Origin of the sequence: Enterobacter sp. BIDMC 29 (genome assembly GCF_019378755.1) — a bacterium.
Classification (GTDB): Bacteria; Pseudomonadota; Gammaproteobacteria; order Enterobacterales; family Enterobacteriaceae; genus Enterobacter; species Enterobacter ludwigii.
In genome coordinates, this window is the sequence record NZ_CP080000.1 from 220,240 (window position 1) to 239,038 (window position 18,799).

Consider the following 18,799-nt stretch of genomic DNA (forward strand, 5'->3'; position numbering starts at 1 on the left):
CGGTTGCGCGGTTAAAAACTGAGCCGTTGTGGCTCTCAGGAGATAACAAAACAGACCGCGTTCTGGCGGTCTGTTTTATCATGCATCGATGTGCTTTGATGTGCTTTTGACGGACGGCACGGTCAGCAGACGTCTTATTTAGTCAGTTCTGCCGTCATATGAACGCGGTTGTTAAACTGAGCGCTGGTGATTTTGTAAGACGCGCCCTGTTCAGCAGCCTGAGCGGCAATTTTCGCTTCTGCGCGGTCAAGGGTAGAGGCAGTAGCGCTGACGCTCTGAGCAAAAGAACCGAAAGAGATCAGAGAGAGTGCGGCAACTGCAACGAAAGTTTTGATGGATTTCATGGTCGTATTCCTTAAATGTTTTATCTGGGATAGGGCGTGTTGCCCTGATGTGATAAATAATAGGCCGACCACGGGCTGATTAAAATCGAAACAATTTGCCGATATTGTTCAAAAAAATAGAATGATTTTTTGGCAGGTTAAAACGGGAAAGCGATCAATTCCACACCGTCAGGCGTGACGCTGACCATTGAACCTTCGCTGTGCCAGGCCCCCAGGACGACGCGGTGGGCCACTTCGCCGTTGGCGGTAAGGGTATGCACATCGGGACGATGAGTATGACCGTGGATCAACCACTGAACGCGGTGTTTTTCCATGACCCTGACTACCGCCTGGGGATTAACGTCCATAATGGCCATGGATTTGCCGCTGTTGGCGGCCTTACTGTCGGCACGCATTCTGGCTGCGATCCGCTTGCGGATAAACAGCGGCAGAGCCAGGAATAGTTTTTGGATCCACGGGGTATGAACCTTAGCGCGAAACGCCTGATAGCCGGTGTCGTCAGTGCAGAGTGTGTCACCGTGCATGATTAACACCTTTCGGCCATAAAGGTCGAGTACCTGCTCTTCCGGCAGCAGCGTCATGCCGCTTTCGCGGGCGTAGTGCTTGCCGAGCAGGAAATCACGATTGCCGTGGATAAAGAAGCAGGGGACGCCGGAATCGACCAGCGCTTTAATGGCAGCCGCCATCTCACGGTGCAGCGGGTTGGGATCGTCGTCGCCAATCCAGGCTTCAAACAGGTCACCCAGAATGTAAAGTGCATCGGCACTTTTCGCTTCACCGCGTAAAAAACGCAGAAAACCGGCGGTGATCGCCGGTTCTTCTGTTTGCAGGTGCAAATCTGCAATAAAGAGTGTCGCCACGAATTACTCGCTGACGGTCACGCTGTTAATCACGACGTCTTCTTTTGGAACGTCCTGATGCATGCCGCTGCGGCCGGTCGCCACGGCTTTGATTTTGTCGACTACGTCCATACCTTCAACCACTTCTGCGAAGACGCAGTAGCCCCAACCCTGCAGGCTTTCGCCGGAGAAGTTCAGGAAGTCGTTGTCAGCAACGTTGATGAAGAACTGGGCTGTTGCAGAGTGAGGAGCCTGCGTACGCGCCATCGCCAGCGTACCACGGGTGTTTTTCAGACCGTTGTTCGCTTCGTTTTTGATCGCTTCTTTCGTCGCTTTCTGGTTCATGCCAGGTTCGAAACCGCCGCCCTGGATCATAAAGCCGTTGATCACGCGGTGGAAAATAGTGTTGTTGTAGAAACCTTCGCGGCAGTAGTCCAGGAAGTTTTTAACTGTTTCAGGCGCTTTGTCATCAAAGGTTTTGATTACGATATCGCCATGATTAGTGTGGAAAGTAACCATTTTTGCATCCTGTTCCGTTATTGTGGTACGTCGACCCGCGTTTGGGTCATCTATAGGGGCTTGTTATAGCATAACCACAGGATGCGATCACCTTGCATTGTGTGCTGCTTCAGGTTTGAATTACAGGTAGAATAACCGGTTTTCAACCACACACGTGTTTACATGGAATCTTCGATGTTAAAAATCTTTAATACAATGACGCGCCAAAAAGAGGAATTTAAACCTATCCATGCCGGGGAAGTCGGCATGTACGTGTGTGGTATTACGGTTTACGATCTCTGTCATATCGGCCATGGCCGTACCTTTGTTGCATTCGACGTTGTCTCGCGCTACCTGCGTTTTCTGGGCTACAACCTGAAATACGTGCGCAACATCACCGACATCGACGACAAAATCATCAAGCGCGCGAACGAAAATGGCGAAAGCTTTGTTGCGCTGGTGGATCGTATGATCGCGGAAATGCACAAAGATTTCGACGCCCTGAATATTCAGCGTCCGGACAGCGAGCCGCGTGCCACCCACCATATCCACGAAATTATCGACATCACCGAGAAGCTGATCGAACGTGGTCACGCCTATGTGGCCGATAACGGTGACGTGATGTTCTCCGTGCCGACTGACCCTACCTACGGTCAGCTTTCCCGTCAGGATCTGGATCAGCTGCAGGCCGGTGCACGCGTTGATGTGGTGGACGTGAAGCGTAACCCGATGGACTTCGTGCTGTGGAAGATGTCCAAAGAGGGCGAACCAAGCTGGCCTTCCCCGTGGGGCGAAGGGCGTCCTGGCTGGCACATTGAGTGCTCGGCGATGAACTGCAAACAGCTGGGCAAACATTTCGATATTCACGGTGGCGGTTCGGATCTGATGTTCCCGCACCATGAAAACGAAATTGCACAGTCAACCTGTGCGCATGGTGGCGAGTACGTGAACTACTGGATGCACTCCGGGATGGTGATGGTTGACCGTGAGAAGATGTCTAAATCTCTGGGCAACTTCTTCACCGTGCGCGACGTGCTGAAATATTACGATGCGGAAACCGTGCGCTACTTCCTGATGTCTGGTCACTATCGCAGCCAGCTGAACTACAGCGAAGAGAACCTGAAACAGGCGCGTGCGGCGCTGGAGCGTCTGTACACTGCCCTGCGCGGTACCGATATATCTGTACCCGCGGCAGGTGGTGAGGCGTTTGAAGCGCGCTTTATTGACGTGATGAACGATGACTTCAACACGCCGGAAGCCTACTCCGTGCTGTTTGATATGGCGCGTGAAGTTAACCGTCTGAAGTCAGAAGATATGGCGGCAGCGAATGCATTGGCCTCCCATCTGCGTAAGCTCTCTTCGGTACTGGGTCTGCTGGAGCAGGAACCGGATCTGTTCCTGCAAAGCGGTGCACAGGCGGACGATAGCGAAGTGGCGGAGATTGAGCAACTTATCAACGCGCGTCTGGAAGCGCGTCAGGCGAAAGACTGGGCGGCAGCAGATGCCGCGCGTAACCGTCTGACGGAAATGGGCATCATTCTGGAAGATGGCCCGCAGGGAACCACCTGGCGTCGAAAATAATTCTGGTGCGCGCTGATGCCCTCTCCCACCGGGAGAGGGTGCAAACACTAAAACGGCAACTGGGTTGCCGTTTTGCTTTTACCTCCGCTTCCACCACAACAGCCCCATCAGTACGACCCCTGGCAGCCACACCCACAGCAGCTCCGACATAATCACCTGATGCCCGTAGGGCGTGGTATAGCGTGACAGCGCAAACGGCGCGACCTTAATGACCTGCCACGGTGCAAAAAACCGTTCATCTGACCACGGCCACAGCCAGCCGACGCCTTTCCCTCCGGTGGTGATGGAATCCAGCAAGCTGTGCGACAGCAGAGACACGGTTAAGAACAGCCAGCAGCGGGTCAGACTTGCCCGAAACCATCGTCGGCCCATCAGTACGCAAAGTATCGGCACCACAAAGGCAAACAGCAGGGAGTGGGTAAAGCCGCGGTGGCCGAACACATTGCCGTAGGCAACGCCGAACTTAAACGCCAGCACGTCGGCGTCCGGCAGCATGGCGAGGACGACGCCGGCAAGCAGCAGGCGGGGAGGGATGATTTTACTTCCCAGGCCTAAGCCCAGACACAAAGGCACTGCAGCGTGGGTGATAACGGTAGGCATTGCGATTATCCATGGCAAAGCAGGGAAATATAGCAGCGAATGGGCGCAATGAGGATGGTGTTAGCGTCTTATTTACGCCGATTCCCGGGCAATAAGCTGCCCGGAAAGGGTGATACGCTGTGTTTGCAGATCCGGCTCTTTTAACTTGCGGATAATCAACCCCGCCGCCTGACGCCCTGTCTCCTCACTGGCGGAGGAAACGTAGGTAAACGAGGGAGACGTCAGGTTCACGTGCAACATATCTTCAAAACCAACCAGCGCGACCTGCTGGGTGAGAAACACATCTTTCCCCACGGTGCGCCCCACCTGATGAATGCCGGAGATGGAGCCGATCATCGCATCCGGCGAGTGGCAGAGCAGGGCGGTTATGGTGTTGTTTTTTTCCAGCAGCTGGCGGGTGGCGAAACCTGCGGCCAGCGTGTCATCGCTACACGCAGGCGAGTATTCCTCACGCCAGACCAGACCGTTCTGGGTCATCGCGCTGCGAAAGCCGAGCAGACGCTGCTCGCGGATAAGGCAGCCTTCACGACCCCCAATGTAGGCAATGTTGCGGTGTCCGCGCTCGATAAGATAACGCGCGGCAAGGTTCGCCGCCTGGCGGTTGTCGCGCATCACCAGATTGCATTTTTCATCCAGCAGGGACTGAGAGACCACCACCAGCGGCAGCGGGCACTGGCGGATGTGTTCCGGCAGCGAGGATGCCCGGGTGTCAGAGGCCAGATAGATAACGCCGGCGACCCCCTGCTGTTTAAACGACAGCAGGCAGCGCTCAAGATGTTCATGGTCGTTCAGCGGCTGGCCGAGGAAAACCATATACCCCTGTCTCTCCAGCTCCTGGACGATGCTCGCCATCACCTTAATGGAAAAGCTGTCGCTAAAGTCGCGCAGGATCAGGCCGATCAGGTTGGAGGTGTTGGCGCGGAGGTTGGCAGCGGCGACGTTGTGAACATAGCCCAGCGTAGTGATGGCAGCATTGACCTTCGCGATCGTTGCGTCTGAAATCTTCCCTTTCTGGCGCAGCACCAGCGACACGGTGGAGACCGAAACGCCCGCATGCTTTGCGACATCAATGATGCTGACTTTCTTCAAAACCGCTCCCTGAAATTTACCGATTATCAGCCAGATAAGACAACGTCCCCCAGCGTACAGGAGACGTGTCGTTCAGGCATCTTATTATTTGCCAATCATGGTGGACATGGTCTGGGCGATAAACTGTGCTCTGGCACCGAAAATCACCTGAATACCGTTATCACCGACGAACACTACGCCGCGGGCGCCAAGGCCGTTCAGACCGTCCTTATCAACCGCTTCACTTTTTGCCACTTCCAGGCGCAGACGGGTGATGCAGGAGCCGACGGAGTCGATGTTGTGCGCGCCGCCCAGCAGGTTGATGATCTCTGTGGCGAGTTCTGAATCTGACTTATCGTCCGCACTGGCGGTCACTTCTGTACGGCCCGGCGTTTTCACGTCGAAACGACGGATCACAAAGCGGAACGTGAAGTAGTAAATCAGGCCCATCGGAATGCCGATAATAATGGCGTTCAGGAAGTTGGTTTTGTAGCCGTTAAATGACGGCAGGATCCCGAACGACAGGTAGTCGATAAAGCCCGCAGAGAACGACTTGGCGATATGCGCATGCAGCAGATACATGGTCATGTACGCCAGACCGGCCATGATGGCGTTAAAGACGTACAGAATAGGGGCGACGAAGATAAAGGTAAATTCAACCGGCTCGGTGATCCCCGTCAGGAAGCAGGTGAGCGCCGCAGAGAACAAAATACCGGCCGCGATTTTCTTATTTTTGGTGTGCGCTTCGTGGTACATCGCCAGACACGCCGCAGGCAGCGCGAACAGCATCAGCGGGAATTCACCCTGCATGAACTTACCGGCGTTCTGGTAGCTGTCACTGCTGAAGGATTTGACCCCTTCTTCGAGCATCTTAAACCAGATGGTCTGGTCGCCGTGAATCACCTGACCGGCCTGGGTGGTGTAATCCCCAAACGAATACCAGAAAGAGGGATACCAGATGTGGTGCAGGCCGAGTGGGATCAGCGCGCGTTCCACCAGACCGAAGATAAAGGTCGAGGCTGCCTGATTATCGCCATTAACCACCACGGAGAGCGCATCGATGCCCGCCTGGATATGCTGCCAGACATACGGCAACAGCAGGCCGAGCAGGAAAGAGAGAAACGCTGTCGCAATCGCCACAAAGCGTTTCCCGGAGAAGAACCCGAGGAACTCTGGCAACTGCAGGGTGTGGAAACGGTTATAGCACCAGGCGGCGAGAATCCCGCAGATCAGGCCGCCGAAGACGCCCATCTGCAACGTCGGGATGCCGACCACCATCGCGTATTTGCCGCCCTGAGACGCCATTTCCGGCGTGATGCTCAAGACGGTGCTGATGGTGATGTTGGTGACAAACACCGAGACCGCCGCCGAGAGCGCGGCAATGCCGGACTCGGATGCCAGCCCCACGGCGGAACCAATGGCAAACAGCATCGGCAGGTTATCAAAGATAACCCCGCCCGCGTTCATCATCAGCGGCAGGTGAAACTTATCGCCAAAGGCCAGCAGCAGGCCCGCAGCGGGAAGCAGTGAAATTGGCAGCATTAACGCGCGACCAATCATCGATAATTTAGAGAGCGATTTAACAAATCCTGATATCAGACTCATGCTGATTTCCCCCGAGTAGCGCTTTTTTTGGCGCTGTTATTGTAAGTAGAACGTTTTAGTAGAACGTTCTACTTATCGTGGGGAAAGAGTGAAAAACGCGCAACAGAATTTTCACTTTTCAACAGATGAAATAGTGATTATTTGAAGTCGATCGATAATTAACCGTGATGGGTGTGGGGGAATGTGGGTTCCCTCTCCCGACGGGAGAGGGGGAGAGCATCAGGCGGTCACCGTCACGGTTTGCCCTTCAAAGCTCACGGTCTGACCCGCGACAATTTTGCAGCGCTTGCGGGTTTCCACTGCGCCGTCCACCTTAACAAGCCCGTCGGCAATGGCGATTTTGGCCTGTGCGCCGCTTTCGGTCCAGCCTTCCAGCTTCAGCAGATCGCACAGCTCAACGTGCGGGTGTTTACCTAATGAAAATGTGGCCATCTTACGCGTCCTCTACGTCGTGGTACTCTTCGCATGCCTGCAAAGTATTCTGAATCAGTGTGGCAACGGTCATCGGGCCTACGCCGCCCGGTACTGGGGTAATGTAAGAGGCGCGAGCCGCAGCATCTTCGTAAACCACGTCACCGACCACTTTCCCGTTTTCCAGACGGTTAATACCGACGTCCACAACGATCGCGCCTTCTTTAATCCATTCACCCGGAATAAAGCCCGGCTTCCCGACCGCCACGATCAGCAGATCGGCGTTTTCTACGTGATGACGCAGATTTTTGGTGAAGCGGTGGGTCACGGTGGTGGTGCAGCCAGCGAGCAGCAGCTCCATGCTCATCGGACGGCCAACAATGTTTGATGCGCCAATGACCACGGCATTCAGACCGTAGGTATCGATGTTATAACGCTCCAGCAGCGTAACGATACCGCGCGGCGTGCACGGACGCAGACGCGGCGCGCGCTGGCACAGACGGCCCACGTTGTACGGGTGGAAACCGTCGACGTCTTTGTCGGGGGCGATACGTTCCAGCACCTTCACGTTGTCGATGCCGGCTGGCAGCGGCAGCTGAACCAGAATACCGTCGATCGCGTTGTCGGCATTCAGGGTATCAATAAGTTCCAGCAGTTCTGCTTCGCTGGTGGTTTCCGGCAAATCGTAAGAGCGGGAGACGAACCCCACCTCTTCACACGCTTTGCGTTTGCTGCCGACATAAATCTGCGATGCCGGGTTGCTGCCGACCAGCACAACGGCCAGCCCGGGGGCGCGTTTTCCGGCAGCTTTACGCGCCTTCACTTTTTCCGCGACCTCAGAGCGTACCTGCTGCGCAATCGTTTTACCGTCAATAATCTTTGCTGCCATCAGAGAGAAGATTCCGTCTGTAACGTTTGAAAGGGGGGATTGCCTGTATTTTGTCAGAAGCGAGCGCCGCTGTCAGTCACCCTTTGCGAGTTTTCATCAGGAGGCCGTAAAAACCCTTCTGAGGGGATGGTCAATTTCTTAGGCAGGATTAGGATGTGACCTGGCGAAATGACAGCGTTTTGACATATTTTAAAATACATTCATGAGCTACTTTGTCTCCTCCGAAATAAGCTTTCAATTAATCAATTGAACGTATTTCTTATTCCCGATTATTCGCGGGAAGGGTTATTTATATTTTAAAGGAATAGACATGAAACTCAGCAACATTGCTTCTACTGTTATTGCTACTCTGGCCCTGGTTGCGGGTGCCGCAAATGCAGAAGATACAGCCACTCCGGTTACCGTAAATGGCGGTACCGTACACTTTAAAGGTGAACTGGTTAATGCTGCATGTTCAGTAAATACTGATTCTTCCGAGCAGACGGTTAACCTGGGCCAATACCGTACCGCGAAGTTCACGAAAGTGGGTGACACCACCTCTAATATTCCGTTCACCATTGAACTGAATGATTGTGACCCACTGGTTGCGAAAACGGCCGCAGTTGCGTTCACCGGTCAGATCGACGCGACCGACAAAACCCTGCTGGCGGTAACCTCTGGTAACAACGACAACTCCGCGAAGGGCGTGGGCATCGAGATCCTCGACAGCAAATCCACCACCCTGACTCCAGATGGTTCAACCTTCTCTGCCGCGCAGAACCTGATCGAAGGGACTAACACCCTGAACTTCACCGCGCGTTACAAATCAACGGCTGCGACCACCGAGCCAGGCCAGGCAAACGCTGACGCCACTTTCGTAATGAAATACGAGTAATTCCTCCGCACAGGGATGTTCAGGCCTCAGGGAAGAGGCCGTCATACGCAAAGGCCAGGAACGAAGGATGACAAGGACCGGAACACTACTGCTGTTAACCCTTGCGATGGCCTGCCAGGCCTCAGCACATACCGTGGTGATCGACGGCGGCAAAGTTCATCTCAGAGGTGAGCTGGTGAACGGCGGCTGCGCCGTGGCACCCGACAGCCAGAACATGCGCATCGAAATGGGGCAGTACCGAACCAATTCATTTTCCGGTGTGGGCAGTTTTTCCACGGTCAATGTGCCCTTCACCGTGCGGCTGCTGGATTGCAGCGTGGATGTCTCGCGCACCGTGGGGATCCAGTTTCAGGGCGTTACGCCAGCAGAAGATCCGCAGGTTTTTCTGGCGACATCGCGGCCAGGTGAATCACCGATAAGCAGCGGCGTCGGGCTGGCTCTTTTTGACGAACAACAACGTCAGATTATCCCGAACGCAACGGCCGTCAGCTGGTTGCCGGTGAATACCAGTGAGCTTGCGTTTCATTTTAGCGCCCGCTATCGGGCTATTTCCGAACACCTCGTGCCAGGCAATATTCAGTCGGATGTCTGGTTTACGTTGATTTATCCATAACACCTGCGAACACATTATTAAAGGTACGGTTGTGATGAATACCCTAATTAAACCAGGACTGTTTTTATCGTTAATTTTAATGATGGTTTCTGCATGCGCAAATGCTTCCGGCGGTATTGCGCTGGGGGCCACCCGCGTTATTTATCCGGCAGATGCAAAGCAAACTTCGCTGGCGATCACCAACAGCAATAAACAAGAGCGCTATTTAATCAACGCGTGGATCGAAAATGCGAACGGGCAAAAAGAAAAAACCTTTGCCGTGACCCCGCCGCTGTTTGTCAGCGAGCCGGACAGCGAAAACACGCTGCGCATTATTTATGCCGGGCCCGCGCTGCCTGCCGATCGTGAATCGCTCTTCTACATGAACGTGAAAGCGATCCCGTCCGTGAACAAAGCGAAAACGGAAAACAATAACGTGCTGCAGCTGGCTATCCTGTCGCGGATCAAGCTGTTTGTCCGCCCGACAAATCTGCCGATGCAGCCGGAAGAGGCGCTCTCGCAGCTGCGTTTTGAGCGCGTCGGCAACCACCTCAAAGTCAGTAACGCTTCGCCGTATTACATCACGCTGGTCAATATGAAGCTGGGCGGACAGACGCTGGATAACCTGATGGTTGCGCCTAAAAACTCGGCGCAGCAGGTACTGCCAGCCGCCGCAAGCGGTACGCTCTCCTGGCAGAGCGTGAATGACTACGGTGCCATTACGCCGGCGCGTAGCGTCAACCTGTGAGCAGAGTCAGCGCGATGAATAATCACCAGGGACGTTACTGCCCGGTCGCACTGGCGCTCATGGCAGCGCTCTGGCCACAGGCTGGCTGGAGCGAAAGCTACTTTAACCCGGCCTTCTTGTCCGATGACACCGCCAACGTGGCGGATTTATCGCGTTTTGAACAAGGTCACCAGCAGGCGCCTGGCGTTTATCGCGTGGATATCTGGCGTAACGATGAGTTTATCGCGACGCAGGATGTGCGCTTCGAGCAGGCCGACAATACACCGCCGGTTGCCGGTGGGCTGTCGCCGTGCATTACGCGCGTGATGCTGGAGCGTTTTGGCGTCAATATCGCGGCCTTTCCTGAGCTGGTTAACGTGAAAGGGGATACCTGTATTCCCCTGGCGAAGGCGATTCCCGGCAGTGAGATCGCGTTCAACTTCGCCTCGCTGCGCCTGAATATCAGCCTGCCACAGGTGGCGATGCAGAACAGCGCACGCGGTTATATTCCGCCCGATCAATGGGATGAAGGGATCCCTGCCGCGCTGGTGAACTACAGCTTTACCGGCAACCGCGGGAGCGAGGACGACAGTTATTATCTGAACCTGCAGAGCGGGCTGAACTATGGCGCGTGGCGTTTACGCAATAATGGCGCATGGCGTTACACGCAGAATAACGGGCAGCGGCACAGCAACTGGCAGAATATTGGCACCTGGGCGCAGCGCACCGTGATCCCGCTGAAAAGCGAGCTGGTGCTGGGCGACAGCAATACCGGTAATGACGTTTTCGACAGCGTGGGTTTTCGCGGCGGGCGGCTCTTCTCGTCTGACAGCATGTACCCGGACAGCCTGCAGGGCTACGCGCCAACCGTTCGCGGCATCGCCCGAACGCCCGCCAAAGTGGTCGTTCGACAAAACGGCTACGTTATCTATCAAAGCTATGTACAGCCTGGCGCCTTTGCCATCACCGATCTTAACCCAACCTCGTCAAGCGGTGATCTTGAGGTGACGGTTGAAGAGAAGGATGGCAGCCAGCAGCGCTATACCGTGCCGTATTCCACCGTGCCCCTCCTGCAGCGCGAAGGGCGCTGGAAGTATGACCTGGTGGCCGGGGATTACCGCAGCGGCAACAGCGAACAGGATACGCCATTCTTCACGCAGGGTACGTTGATTACCGGGCTTGGCGACGGCTACACGCTGTACGGCGGTACCCAACTCGCGTCACGTTATACCGCGGTAGCCATCGGGGCGGGGAAAAACCTCGGTGACTGGGGGGCGGTGTCGCTCGATATCACCCATGCCCGCAGCCAGCTCGCGGATGACAGCCGCCATGAAGGGCAGTCGCTGCGTTTCCTCTATGCAAAATCGCTTAACGGATTCGGAACCAACTTCCAGCTGCTGGGCTACCGCTACTCCACAAAAGGGTTCTACACCCTGGACGATGTCGCGTGGCGTTCGATGGAAGGCTACCAGTATGCCGACAACCAGGATGATGACGGTGTGCCGGATGTGGAGAGTTATCACAACCTGACGTGGAATAAAAAAGGGCGCTTCCAGCTCAATATTTCCCAGTCGCTGGGGGATTACGGCTCGGTCTATATCTCCGGTAGTGAACAGACGTACTGGGGCACCGATGAGTCCAACCTCTGGTATCAGCTGGGGTACGCGGGTGGCGTGAAGGGCGTCAACTACTCCGTGTCCTGGTCATGGAACAAATCGGTCGGGATAGACGGCACGGACCGAATCGCGTCGTTTAACGTCTCCGTACCGTTCAGCCTCTTTACCCGCCAGGGTTTTCGTCGGGACAGCGCCATTGACCGCGCCTATGCCACGGCGTCAGCCAGCCGTAATAGTGATGGCGACACAAGCTGGCAAACCGGGGTCAGTGGGACGTTGCTGGAAGATCGCAACCTGAACTACAGCGTGACCCAGGGCCACACCAGCAATAACGGCTCAAGCGGAAGCGCCAGCGCGAACTGGCAGGCAACCTACGGCACGCTGGGGGTTGGCTACAACTACGCACGCGACCAGCACGATCTCAACTGGCAGCTCTCCGGCGGCGTGGTCGGCCATGCGGATGGCGTAACCTTCAGCCAGCCGCTGGGTGATACCAACGTTCTGATCAAAGCGCCGGGAGCATCGGGCGTGAGCGTGGAAAACCAGACCGGTGTGAAAACCGACTGGCGTGGCTATGCGGTGATGCCGTATGCCACCGTCTACCGCTATAACCGCGTGGCGCTGGATACCAACACCATGAGCAATAACACCGATATCGAAAATAACGTGAGCAGCGTGGTGCCGACAAAAGGGGCGCTGGTACGCGCCAGCTTTGATACCCGTATTGGCGTGCGCGCCCTGCTAACCGTCACGCGCGGCAACCAGCCTGTGCCATTCGGTGCCGTGGTGCGTGAAACCCAGAGCGGCGTCACCAGTATGGTGGGCGATGACGGACAGATTTACCTGAGCGGCCTGCCGCTGGAAGGTGAACTGCTGATCCAGTGGGGCAACGGGATGCAATCCCAGTGTCGTGCGCACTACAGCTTGCCAGAAAAGAGCCTGCAACAGGCAATCACACTTAAGGGGATTCGCTGTGAGTAAAATCCATTGCCTGGCTTTATCACTTCTCTCTATTTTGCCCGTGGGGAATGCCTTAGCCACCGTGTGTGTGAATGAAAAGGGCGTCCCTACGGAGGTGCATTACGACCTGACGGATAAATTTAACAGTTCGAATAACCAGATCGGACAGGTGGTGACGCTCAGCGAGAAATCGCAGTGGGTGGGGGTGAATGCCGTCTGCCCGAAGGGTACCACCGGGAACACGACCAAACGTAGTTATGTTACCGATTACCCGGTCACGGGAACGAGTGATGGCTATCAGTACCTGAAGCTAAACGACTATCTGGATGGGGCAATGAAAATTACGGACAGCTTTGCTGGCGTATTTTATCCGCCCAAAAGTTACATCCAGATGGGGAGTCACCCGAACGTCTCTAAAAACAAACCGTTTGGCGTTCAGGATTCCAGCCTCGTCTTTCGCCTCAAAGTGACCCGACGGTTTATTAATATGGTGGTGATCCCGCGGGCGACCATGTTCCGCGTCTATGTCACCACTACCTCCTCTGATCCGTTAACCTCGCCGGTCTACACCATCAGCTACAGCGGGACCATTCAGGTGCCGCAAAGCTGCGCCATCAATGCGGGGAATATCGTGGAGTTTGACTTCGGCGATATCGGGGCCTCCCTGTTCAGCAAGGCCGGGGCGGGTAACAAACCGGAAGGGGTAACCGCACAAAGCAAAACCATCGCCATCAAATGCACCAACGTGGAAGCGAACGCAATGCTGACGATGCGCGTTGAGGCAGAAAAGGTCTCCAGCAACGCGGTGGTGTCGGATAACCCCGATGTGGGGTTTGTGATTGCCAACGAAAGCGGTACCCCGCTAACACCCAACAACCTGACCAGCAAAATTCCGTTCCGGCTCGACGACAGTGCGCAGGCGCAGGTGGGGATCCGGGTCTGGCCGGTCAGCGTGACGGGGAATAAGCCTGCGGAAGGCCGTTTCACGTCACGGGGTTATCTGCGTGTGGATTACGATTAAGGGGAAGAGATGCGGAACCGGAACTGGCATTTCGCCGCGATGACACTGATGATGCTTCACGCCAGCGCGCAGGCAGCCACTGCGCTGGGGGAGATCAATATTCAGATGTACGGCAACATTGTTGATTTTACCTGTGTGGCCGAGGGCAGCGATAGCGACAAGACCGTCACGCTGGGAACCTGGCCCACGAAACAGCTCAGCACCACGGGAAGCCGCACGCAGCCCATGCCGTTTACGCTGAAGCTGACCGGCTGTCCGCCTGGTGCGGCGTCCATCACGTTTTCGGGTAAAGCCGACGGAAGCAATAACGGGTTACTGGCGCTCAATGATGCCAGTACGGCAAGCAACGTTGCCGTCGAGATCAGGGATGCGGATAAAACGCGTCTGGCACTTCAGGAGGCCAGCCAGCCGGTAGCGGTTGATGCGCAGGGAAATGCGACATTGTCATTTTATGCCAATTATATTGCCACTGCTGATAACCCTCAGCCCGGACGGGCTGATGCTGATGCCACCTTCATGATTAATTATAATTAGCGCTGACCGCACTCCCTGCAGCTCGGATAAGCTGCAGGGAGTGAATTCAGGTTATAGCAGTTCGTGTGCTTTGGCATAATCAATTAATTCAACGATGCTTTGCACACCCAGCTTGGAATAAATATTGGATTTATGTGCGCTGATGGTTTTGTTGCTTAATAGCAACTGCTCTGCAATCTCCTTATTGGATAAACCATTTGCCAGGTAACGTAATACCGTCACCTCACGATTCGATAATGGCATATCCGCGACCATCCCTTTCCCCGAACCCAAATGGTTTATAAAATTCAACGTTTCCGACGGGAAAAAAGAATAGCCCATCAGGATCATTTCAACGGCGTTGTAGATCTCGCCCAAATCTTTTCGTTTACTGACAAAACCATTTGCCCCGGCGCGAATGGCGCGTCCCGCGTAAAAAGACTCGGATTTTGAAGAGAGGAACAGGACCTTGATGTCTTTATTTAAGTTTCTGATTCTCTTCAGTAAAGCGAAGCCATCTGTGCCCGTAAGTTCGATGTCCAGGATCACCAGATCGATAGGGTGGTTACGGATACAGTCAAGGACTTCATGGCTGTCGCCAGACTTGAGTTTGACTGTGATGTTTTTATTTTTCTGTAGCAGGACTTCTATCGACATTCTGACGATAGGGTGTTCGTCCATAATGATAACGGATGCCGGTTTCATTTTTAATGCCTCAGACTGTTAAAAGCGTTATGCCGAGTTTGGTTAAAACTCTCGAAATGCCGGAAGGATAAATGTGCAGATCCTTATACCGTAGTATTTCCCTGGAAAGAGCGAAAGCATCCTTGTTAACGTAGTGAAGAAATCTATGCCTCAGCGCGGTCATCTCATTTGGCTGGTGTTGGCAAAAAGGTTTTTCTTATTCATATTTGATACGCGTCTTATTATACCGTGTAAGTTTTTTCCGAAAACCCTGTAAATTACCCCTCGCTTATTACTTTGTATTATCTTCTGGATCCGAATAGCTATTTTTTTAAAATTAGCTTAAATATCCTGTTATCCCATTTACCGCATCTTTTGATCTTTATGTAATAACAAAAAATGACATATCACACTGTATGTTGATCAAATGTTAACAAATCGACGGCCATTTTCAGGGGCTGAAAGCGGGATCGGATGGCGAAAAAGTGTTCACAGAGGGCACCAGACCTTCGTTTGAAAGTGATCGGGTCGTCGCCGGAAAGGGCACCCGTCGTACAGCAGAACATACTACAGACTTCGCTTTTGACTGCCAGGCAGTCTCGCCGAGCCGCTTGTTTTTACATCATTATCGTCTTATTAACTCCTTTATCAAACACTTAACGCACGGAGGAAAGTGCTGCAGATTATTCATTCTGTGACATTTCACATGGTTTAAGCCCGTAAATTAGGAATAGTTATAAAATTGAAATTATTGTTAAAATTTAACAATTAAGTAACATGATTGATAAGTAAATTCCTAAAGGTCTTTAGGAAATAAGGGCTTAGTGGGTGGGTTAGAAGGTGCAGTCTGAGAGGTTATTGAGAAGGTGCAGCAGTTCCTGGCGATGGGTCAGACCCAGTTTCAACAGAATGCAGCTGAGACGATAGATAATGCGGCTATAGGGGCGATTCTGCATCAACGCTATCTGGCGAAGGGTCTTCCCCCGCGATAACTCCTGCAAAATAGGCCATTCGGTGCGGGAGAACCAGTCTTTATCGCAGCCCTGGGGAGGGCTGGTATCCATCAGGCTGTGCTGGAAAGCAGACGGCGTCAGCTGACGTTCGAGCACGTGAAAAGGGCCCGCCGCTTTGCAGAACAGGCGAGTATCGTAATTATCCGCCCTGACTAACAGATAGGGCGTCAGAAAAGGGGGATAGAGGCTATGCCTTCTGAGCTGATCCAGCTTGTCGATCAGCGCAGTGGAGCGGCTTTCAATATCCACCACCAGACGGGCGGATGGCCACTGGGCCAGGGCGCTAAACGCATCCTCCAGCGTGGGGTAGTCGCAACAGCTGCTCAGGGGAAATTGGCCGTTGAGAAAACCGGTGCGCAGAAAATGATCCTCCGTCACCAGAATGATAAACGGAGCGTCTGTTTTGCGGGGCTGGCTGATGGACTGACTCAAAAATTCGAGCCGGTCGAAGAAGGGGGGAGCAAAAGGCGAGCGCGTAAATCCCAGTGCATCACTTCCTGTACGCCGCCGCCGGTAACGGCGCACTGTCATTCGCATGGCCTCCCCCCTGGAAATGGCTTTTTAATCCTCCGGCCATGTCCAGGACGGCCAGTAATAGCCCTGGCCGAGTTCTGCGCCTGCCTGCAGTGCCCAGGTACAATCCTGCTCAGTCTCAATACCTTCAATAAGCACTTTCCCGGCAAGCTGAAAGCACCGGGACACCAGTTGCCTTAGCGCGGGTGTGGCGCGTAAACGCCAGAATGCATTCTTATCGATTTTTACGCCGCTTAACGGTAACTGGCAGGATAAAAAGGGCGGGATGAGTGTTTCATCAATGTCATCCAGCCAGATACCGTGACCTTGTCTTATGAGCTGCAACAGGCTCCGGGTAACGGTCTGCCTCTGCGCGGCTGACAGCGTTAAAAAAGCACTGGGGTCGACAAGTTCAATATTCAGCGGCGGACATTTTATCCGGCTAAGCCGCTGAAAAGCGTCGGGCTCTGTCAGGACGGTTATCGGCAGATTAATGAAAAAATTATTACAGTGCGGGGTATTTTTTAACGCGGTGAGCTGTGCTTCAAGCAGCGTTATCGACCAGTCTGCAGACTGATGGCGGAAAAAGGCTTCGCTATGCTGCGTTTCAGACAGGACGCTAAGGACCTCCACGCCGACCCTGCGTAAAGAGGAGAGGGCGACGATGGGCTCAAGTTTGATGCCGACGATGTCCTGAGAAAGGTACTGTAACCGGGGGGGCGTATAGGTCAGGTTTTGCGCTGTCACTCCATGGTCCTGTTGTCTGTCAGCCTCCAGGCGGCCGGGATACCTCACACTAGTGTGACGAGCTGACGCTCAGGAAAACAGCAGGCGTTACTTAAATGCAACTAAGCCTTTTCGCAGCGCGAAATTCTACGACGGAAAAGCGATGAATGTTGAAAAAACAGCCGTATTTACAATCGGCTAGCGGTAATTGCCCCTGAAAGCCGAAAAGGCATTGACTCACCTGTCATTGACCGTATAATTCCAGGCGTTTCACCACCGCGAAGTTCACTCTTCTCAGTGCGCCCTTAGCTCAGTTGGATAGAGCAACGGCCTTCTAAGCCGTAGGTCGTAGGTTCGAATCCTACAGGGCGTGCCATTTACTGCCTTCACCCTTTTTCGCTTCCACTCTCCCGTTTTACGCTAAATACACGTTTATGCCGATCTCATTCTGTCGATTAAATAATCGGGAAATAAATAGAACGCTAATGAATATTTGTTATTTTTCCAGCCTAAGGTTTTCTTAATCTTTATTTCATCCATTTTTATAATCTGGATTTTTATCATATTTATCCGCTGTATAAGAATATTTTACACTTTTACGACTAAACTTGATTGATACTAATTATCATTAGCGTTTTTGTATGCTTTAATCCTGTCCCACAACGCTATGCGTGGTAAATCACCCTGGTCTATAAAGGATATGTTCATGAATTCTCGCCTGTTGTCATGCTTCTCGCTTGCCTTGTTGTCTTCATCTCTTTTCCTTTCCACACAAGCAATTGCCGCTGATAACAACGAAGGTATCGTTGTTTATAACGCGCAGCATGAAAATCTGGTGAAGGCGTGGGTTGACGGTTTTACCAAAGAAACAGGTATTAAGGTGACGCTGCGTAATGGCGATGACAGCGAGCTGGGTAATCAGCTGGTTCAGGAAGGCACGGCATCACCTGCAGACGTGTTTCTGACGGAAAACTCGCCTTCAATGGTTCTGGTGGATAATGCCAAACTGTTCGCGCCACTGGATGCAGAGACCCTGAAGCAGGTGCCTGCGGAATTTCGTCCTGTGCACGGGCGCTGGATCGGGATTGCTGCGCGTAGCACGGTGTTTGTCTATAACCCGGAAAAATTGAGCGAACAGCAATTGCCAACATCGCTGATGGATCTGGCGAAACCTGAGTGGAAAGGCCGCTGGGCGGCATCGCCGTCAGGCGCGGATTTCCAGGCGATCGTGAGTGCGATGCTGGCCCTGAAAGGCGAGCAGGCCACCCTTGAGTGGCTGAAGGCGATGAAAACCAATTTTGTGGCCTACAAAGGTAACAGCACCGTGATGAAAGCCGTTAACGCCGGCCAGATTGATGGCGGTGTGATTTATCACTACTACCGTTTTGTCGATCAGTCCAAAACGGGTGAAAACAGCAAAAACACCCAACTCTACTACTTCAAACATCAGGATCCGGGCGCCTTTGTCAGCCTTTCCGGCGGTGGCGTACTGGCGTCCAGCAAACACAAAGAACAGGCTCAGGCATTCATCAAGTGGATCACCGGTAAAGAAGGTCAGGAGAGCCTGCGCACCAACAACGCGTTTGAATATGCGGTTGGCGTGAACGCGGCCTCTAACCCGAAACTGGTTCCGCTGAAAGATCTGGATGCGCCGAAAGTGGAACCTTCAACGCTTAACAGCAAAAAAGTTATCGAGCTGATGACGCAAGCCGGCCTGCTGTGATC

19 protein-coding genes and 1 tRNA gene are annotated in these 18,799 nt (G+C 53.6%); 9 read left to right on the forward strand and 11 right to left on the reverse strand.

The window, feature by feature from the left end; translation table 11 throughout:
• Nucleotides 1-134 precede the first annotated feature (134 nt).
• From JTA15_RS01015 to ppiB, 3 genes are all read right to left on the reverse strand, one after another.
• Nucleotides 135-344: a YdgH/BhsA/McbA-like domain containing protein gene (locus JTA15_RS01015; protein WP_013095921.1), complete on the reverse strand. Its 210-nt coding sequence runs from the start codon at nt 342-344 to the stop codon at nt 135-137.
• A 137-nt stretch (nt 345-481) separates the two neighbouring features.
• Nucleotides 482-1,204 (reverse strand): UDP-2,3-diacylglucosamine diphosphatase, encoded by a 723-nt coding sequence (lpxH, locus tag JTA15_RS01020; RefSeq protein ID WP_219372751.1) that lies wholly within the window; start codon nt 1,202-1,204, stop codon nt 482-484.
• Between the two features lie 3 nt (nt 1,205-1,207).
• Nucleotides 1,208-1,702: a peptidylprolyl isomerase B gene (gene ppiB / locus JTA15_RS01025; protein WP_014168939.1), complete on the reverse strand. Its 495-nt coding sequence runs from the start codon at nt 1,700-1,702 to the stop codon at nt 1,208-1,210.
• Between the two features lie 174 nt (nt 1,703-1,876).
• Between ppiB and cysS the strand changes: the two genes are divergently transcribed.
• A complete protein-coding gene (cysS, locus tag JTA15_RS01030; RefSeq protein WP_219372752.1) occupies nt 1,877-3,262 on the forward strand; it encodes a cysteine--tRNA ligase in 1,386 nt (461 codons plus the stop codon).
• A 78-nt stretch (nt 3,263-3,340) separates the two neighbouring features.
• Here the strand turns inward: cysS and JTA15_RS01035 are convergent, their stop codons facing one another.
• The 5 genes from JTA15_RS01035 to folD form a co-directional block, all read right to left on the reverse strand.
• Nucleotides 3,341-3,862: a metal-dependent hydrolase gene (locus tag JTA15_RS01035; protein ID WP_020885160.1), complete on the reverse strand. Its 522-nt coding sequence runs from the start codon at nt 3,860-3,862 to the stop codon at nt 3,341-3,343.
• Between the two features lie 72 nt (nt 3,863-3,934).
• Nucleotides 3,935-4,951 carry a Mal regulon transcriptional regulator MalI gene (gene malI / locus JTA15_RS01040; RefSeq protein ID WP_014168942.1) on the reverse strand — a complete coding sequence of 339 codons (1,017 nt, stop codon included), beginning with the start codon at nt 4,949-4,951 and terminating at the stop codon, nt 3,935-3,937.
• Nucleotides 4,952-5,035: 84 nt separating this feature from the next.
• Nucleotides 5,036-6,535, reverse strand: coding sequence for a PTS transporter subunit EIIC (locus tag JTA15_RS01045; RefSeq protein WP_014168943.1), 1,500 nt, complete (start codon nt 6,533-6,535; stop codon nt 5,036-5,038).
• Between the two features lie 219 nt (nt 6,536-6,754).
• Nucleotides 6,755-6,967 carry a ribosome-associated protein YbcJ gene (gene ybcJ, locus JTA15_RS01050; RefSeq protein WP_014168944.1) on the reverse strand — a complete coding sequence of 71 codons (213 nt, stop codon included), beginning with the start codon at nt 6,965-6,967 and terminating at the stop codon, nt 6,755-6,757.
• Nucleotide 6,968: 1 nt separating this feature from the next.
• Nucleotides 6,969-7,835, reverse strand: coding sequence for a bifunctional methylenetetrahydrofolate dehydrogenase/methenyltetrahydrofolate cyclohydrolase FolD (gene folD / locus JTA15_RS01055; protein WP_014168945.1), 867 nt, complete (start codon nt 7,833-7,835; stop codon nt 6,969-6,971).
• Nucleotides 7,836-8,145: 310 nt separating this feature from the next.
• On the opposite strand from folD, the gene fimA reads away from it, so the two are divergent.
• From fimA to sfmF, 6 genes are all read left to right on the forward strand, one after another.
• A complete protein-coding gene (fimA, locus tag JTA15_RS01060) occupies nt 8,146-8,709 on the forward strand; it encodes a type 1 fimbrial major subunit FimA (RefSeq protein ID WP_020885158.1) in 564 nt (187 codons plus the stop codon).
• A 67-nt stretch (nt 8,710-8,776) separates the two neighbouring features.
• Nucleotides 8,777-9,322 (forward strand): type 1 fimbrial protein subunit FimI, encoded by a 546-nt coding sequence (gene fimI / locus JTA15_RS01065; protein WP_020885157.1) that lies wholly within the window; start codon nt 8,777-8,779, stop codon nt 9,320-9,322.
• A gap of 34 nt (nt 9,323-9,356) precedes the next feature.
• Entirely contained in the window at nt 9,357-10,049 is a 693-nt protein-coding gene (gene fimC, locus JTA15_RS01070) for a type 1 fimbria chaperone FimC (protein WP_020885156.1), read from the forward strand.
• 14 nt (nt 10,050-10,063) lie between these two features.
• Entirely contained in the window at nt 10,064-12,625 is a 2,562-nt protein-coding gene (locus JTA15_RS01075; RefSeq protein ID WP_106503780.1) for a fimbrial biogenesis usher protein, read from the forward strand.
• The gene (gene fimH / locus JTA15_RS01080) at nt 12,618-13,625 is read left to right on the forward strand and encodes a type 1 fimbria D-mannose specific adhesin FimH (RefSeq protein WP_020885154.1); all 1,008 of its coding nucleotides are present in this window, start codon (nt 12,618-12,620) and stop codon (nt 13,623-13,625) included. Before JTA15_RS01075 ends, fimH begins: the two co-directional genes overlap by 8 nt.
• Nucleotides 13,626-13,634: 9 nt before the next feature.
• A complete protein-coding gene (gene sfmF, locus JTA15_RS01085) occupies nt 13,635-14,159 on the forward strand; it encodes a fimbria assembly protein (protein WP_032681530.1) in 525 nt (174 codons plus the stop codon).
• 51 nt (nt 14,160-14,210) lie between these two features.
• Here sfmF and fimZ read toward each other — a convergent pair whose 3' ends face one another.
• The 3 genes from fimZ to JTA15_RS01100 all read right to left on the reverse strand — a co-directional run bounded on the left by fimZ (nt 14,211) and on the right by JTA15_RS01100 (nt 17,095).
• Nucleotides 14,211-14,843: a fimbria biosynthesis transcriptional regulator FimZ gene (gene fimZ, locus JTA15_RS01090; RefSeq protein WP_014168952.1), complete on the reverse strand. Its 633-nt coding sequence runs from the start codon at nt 14,841-14,843 to the stop codon at nt 14,211-14,213.
• A gap of 812 nt (nt 14,844-15,655) precedes the next feature.
• Nucleotides 15,656-16,372, reverse strand: coding sequence for a response regulator transcription factor (locus tag JTA15_RS01095; RefSeq protein WP_032677572.1), 717 nt, complete (start codon nt 16,370-16,372; stop codon nt 15,656-15,658).
• Between the two features lie 24 nt (nt 16,373-16,396).
• Nucleotides 16,397-17,095, reverse strand: coding sequence for an EAL domain-containing protein (locus tag JTA15_RS01100; protein WP_219372753.1), 699 nt, complete (start codon nt 17,093-17,095; stop codon nt 16,397-16,399).
• 278 nt (nt 17,096-17,373) lie between these two features.
• Between JTA15_RS01100 and JTA15_RS01105 the strand changes: the two genes are divergently transcribed.
• Nucleotides 17,374-17,450 (forward strand) — tRNA-Arg (locus JTA15_RS01105).
• Between the two features lie 330 nt (nt 17,451-17,780).
• A complete protein-coding gene (locus tag JTA15_RS01110; protein WP_106503783.1) occupies nt 17,781-18,797 on the forward strand; it encodes an iron ABC transporter substrate-binding protein in 1,017 nt (338 codons plus the stop codon).
• Nucleotides 18,798-18,799: the final 2 nt, after the last annotated feature.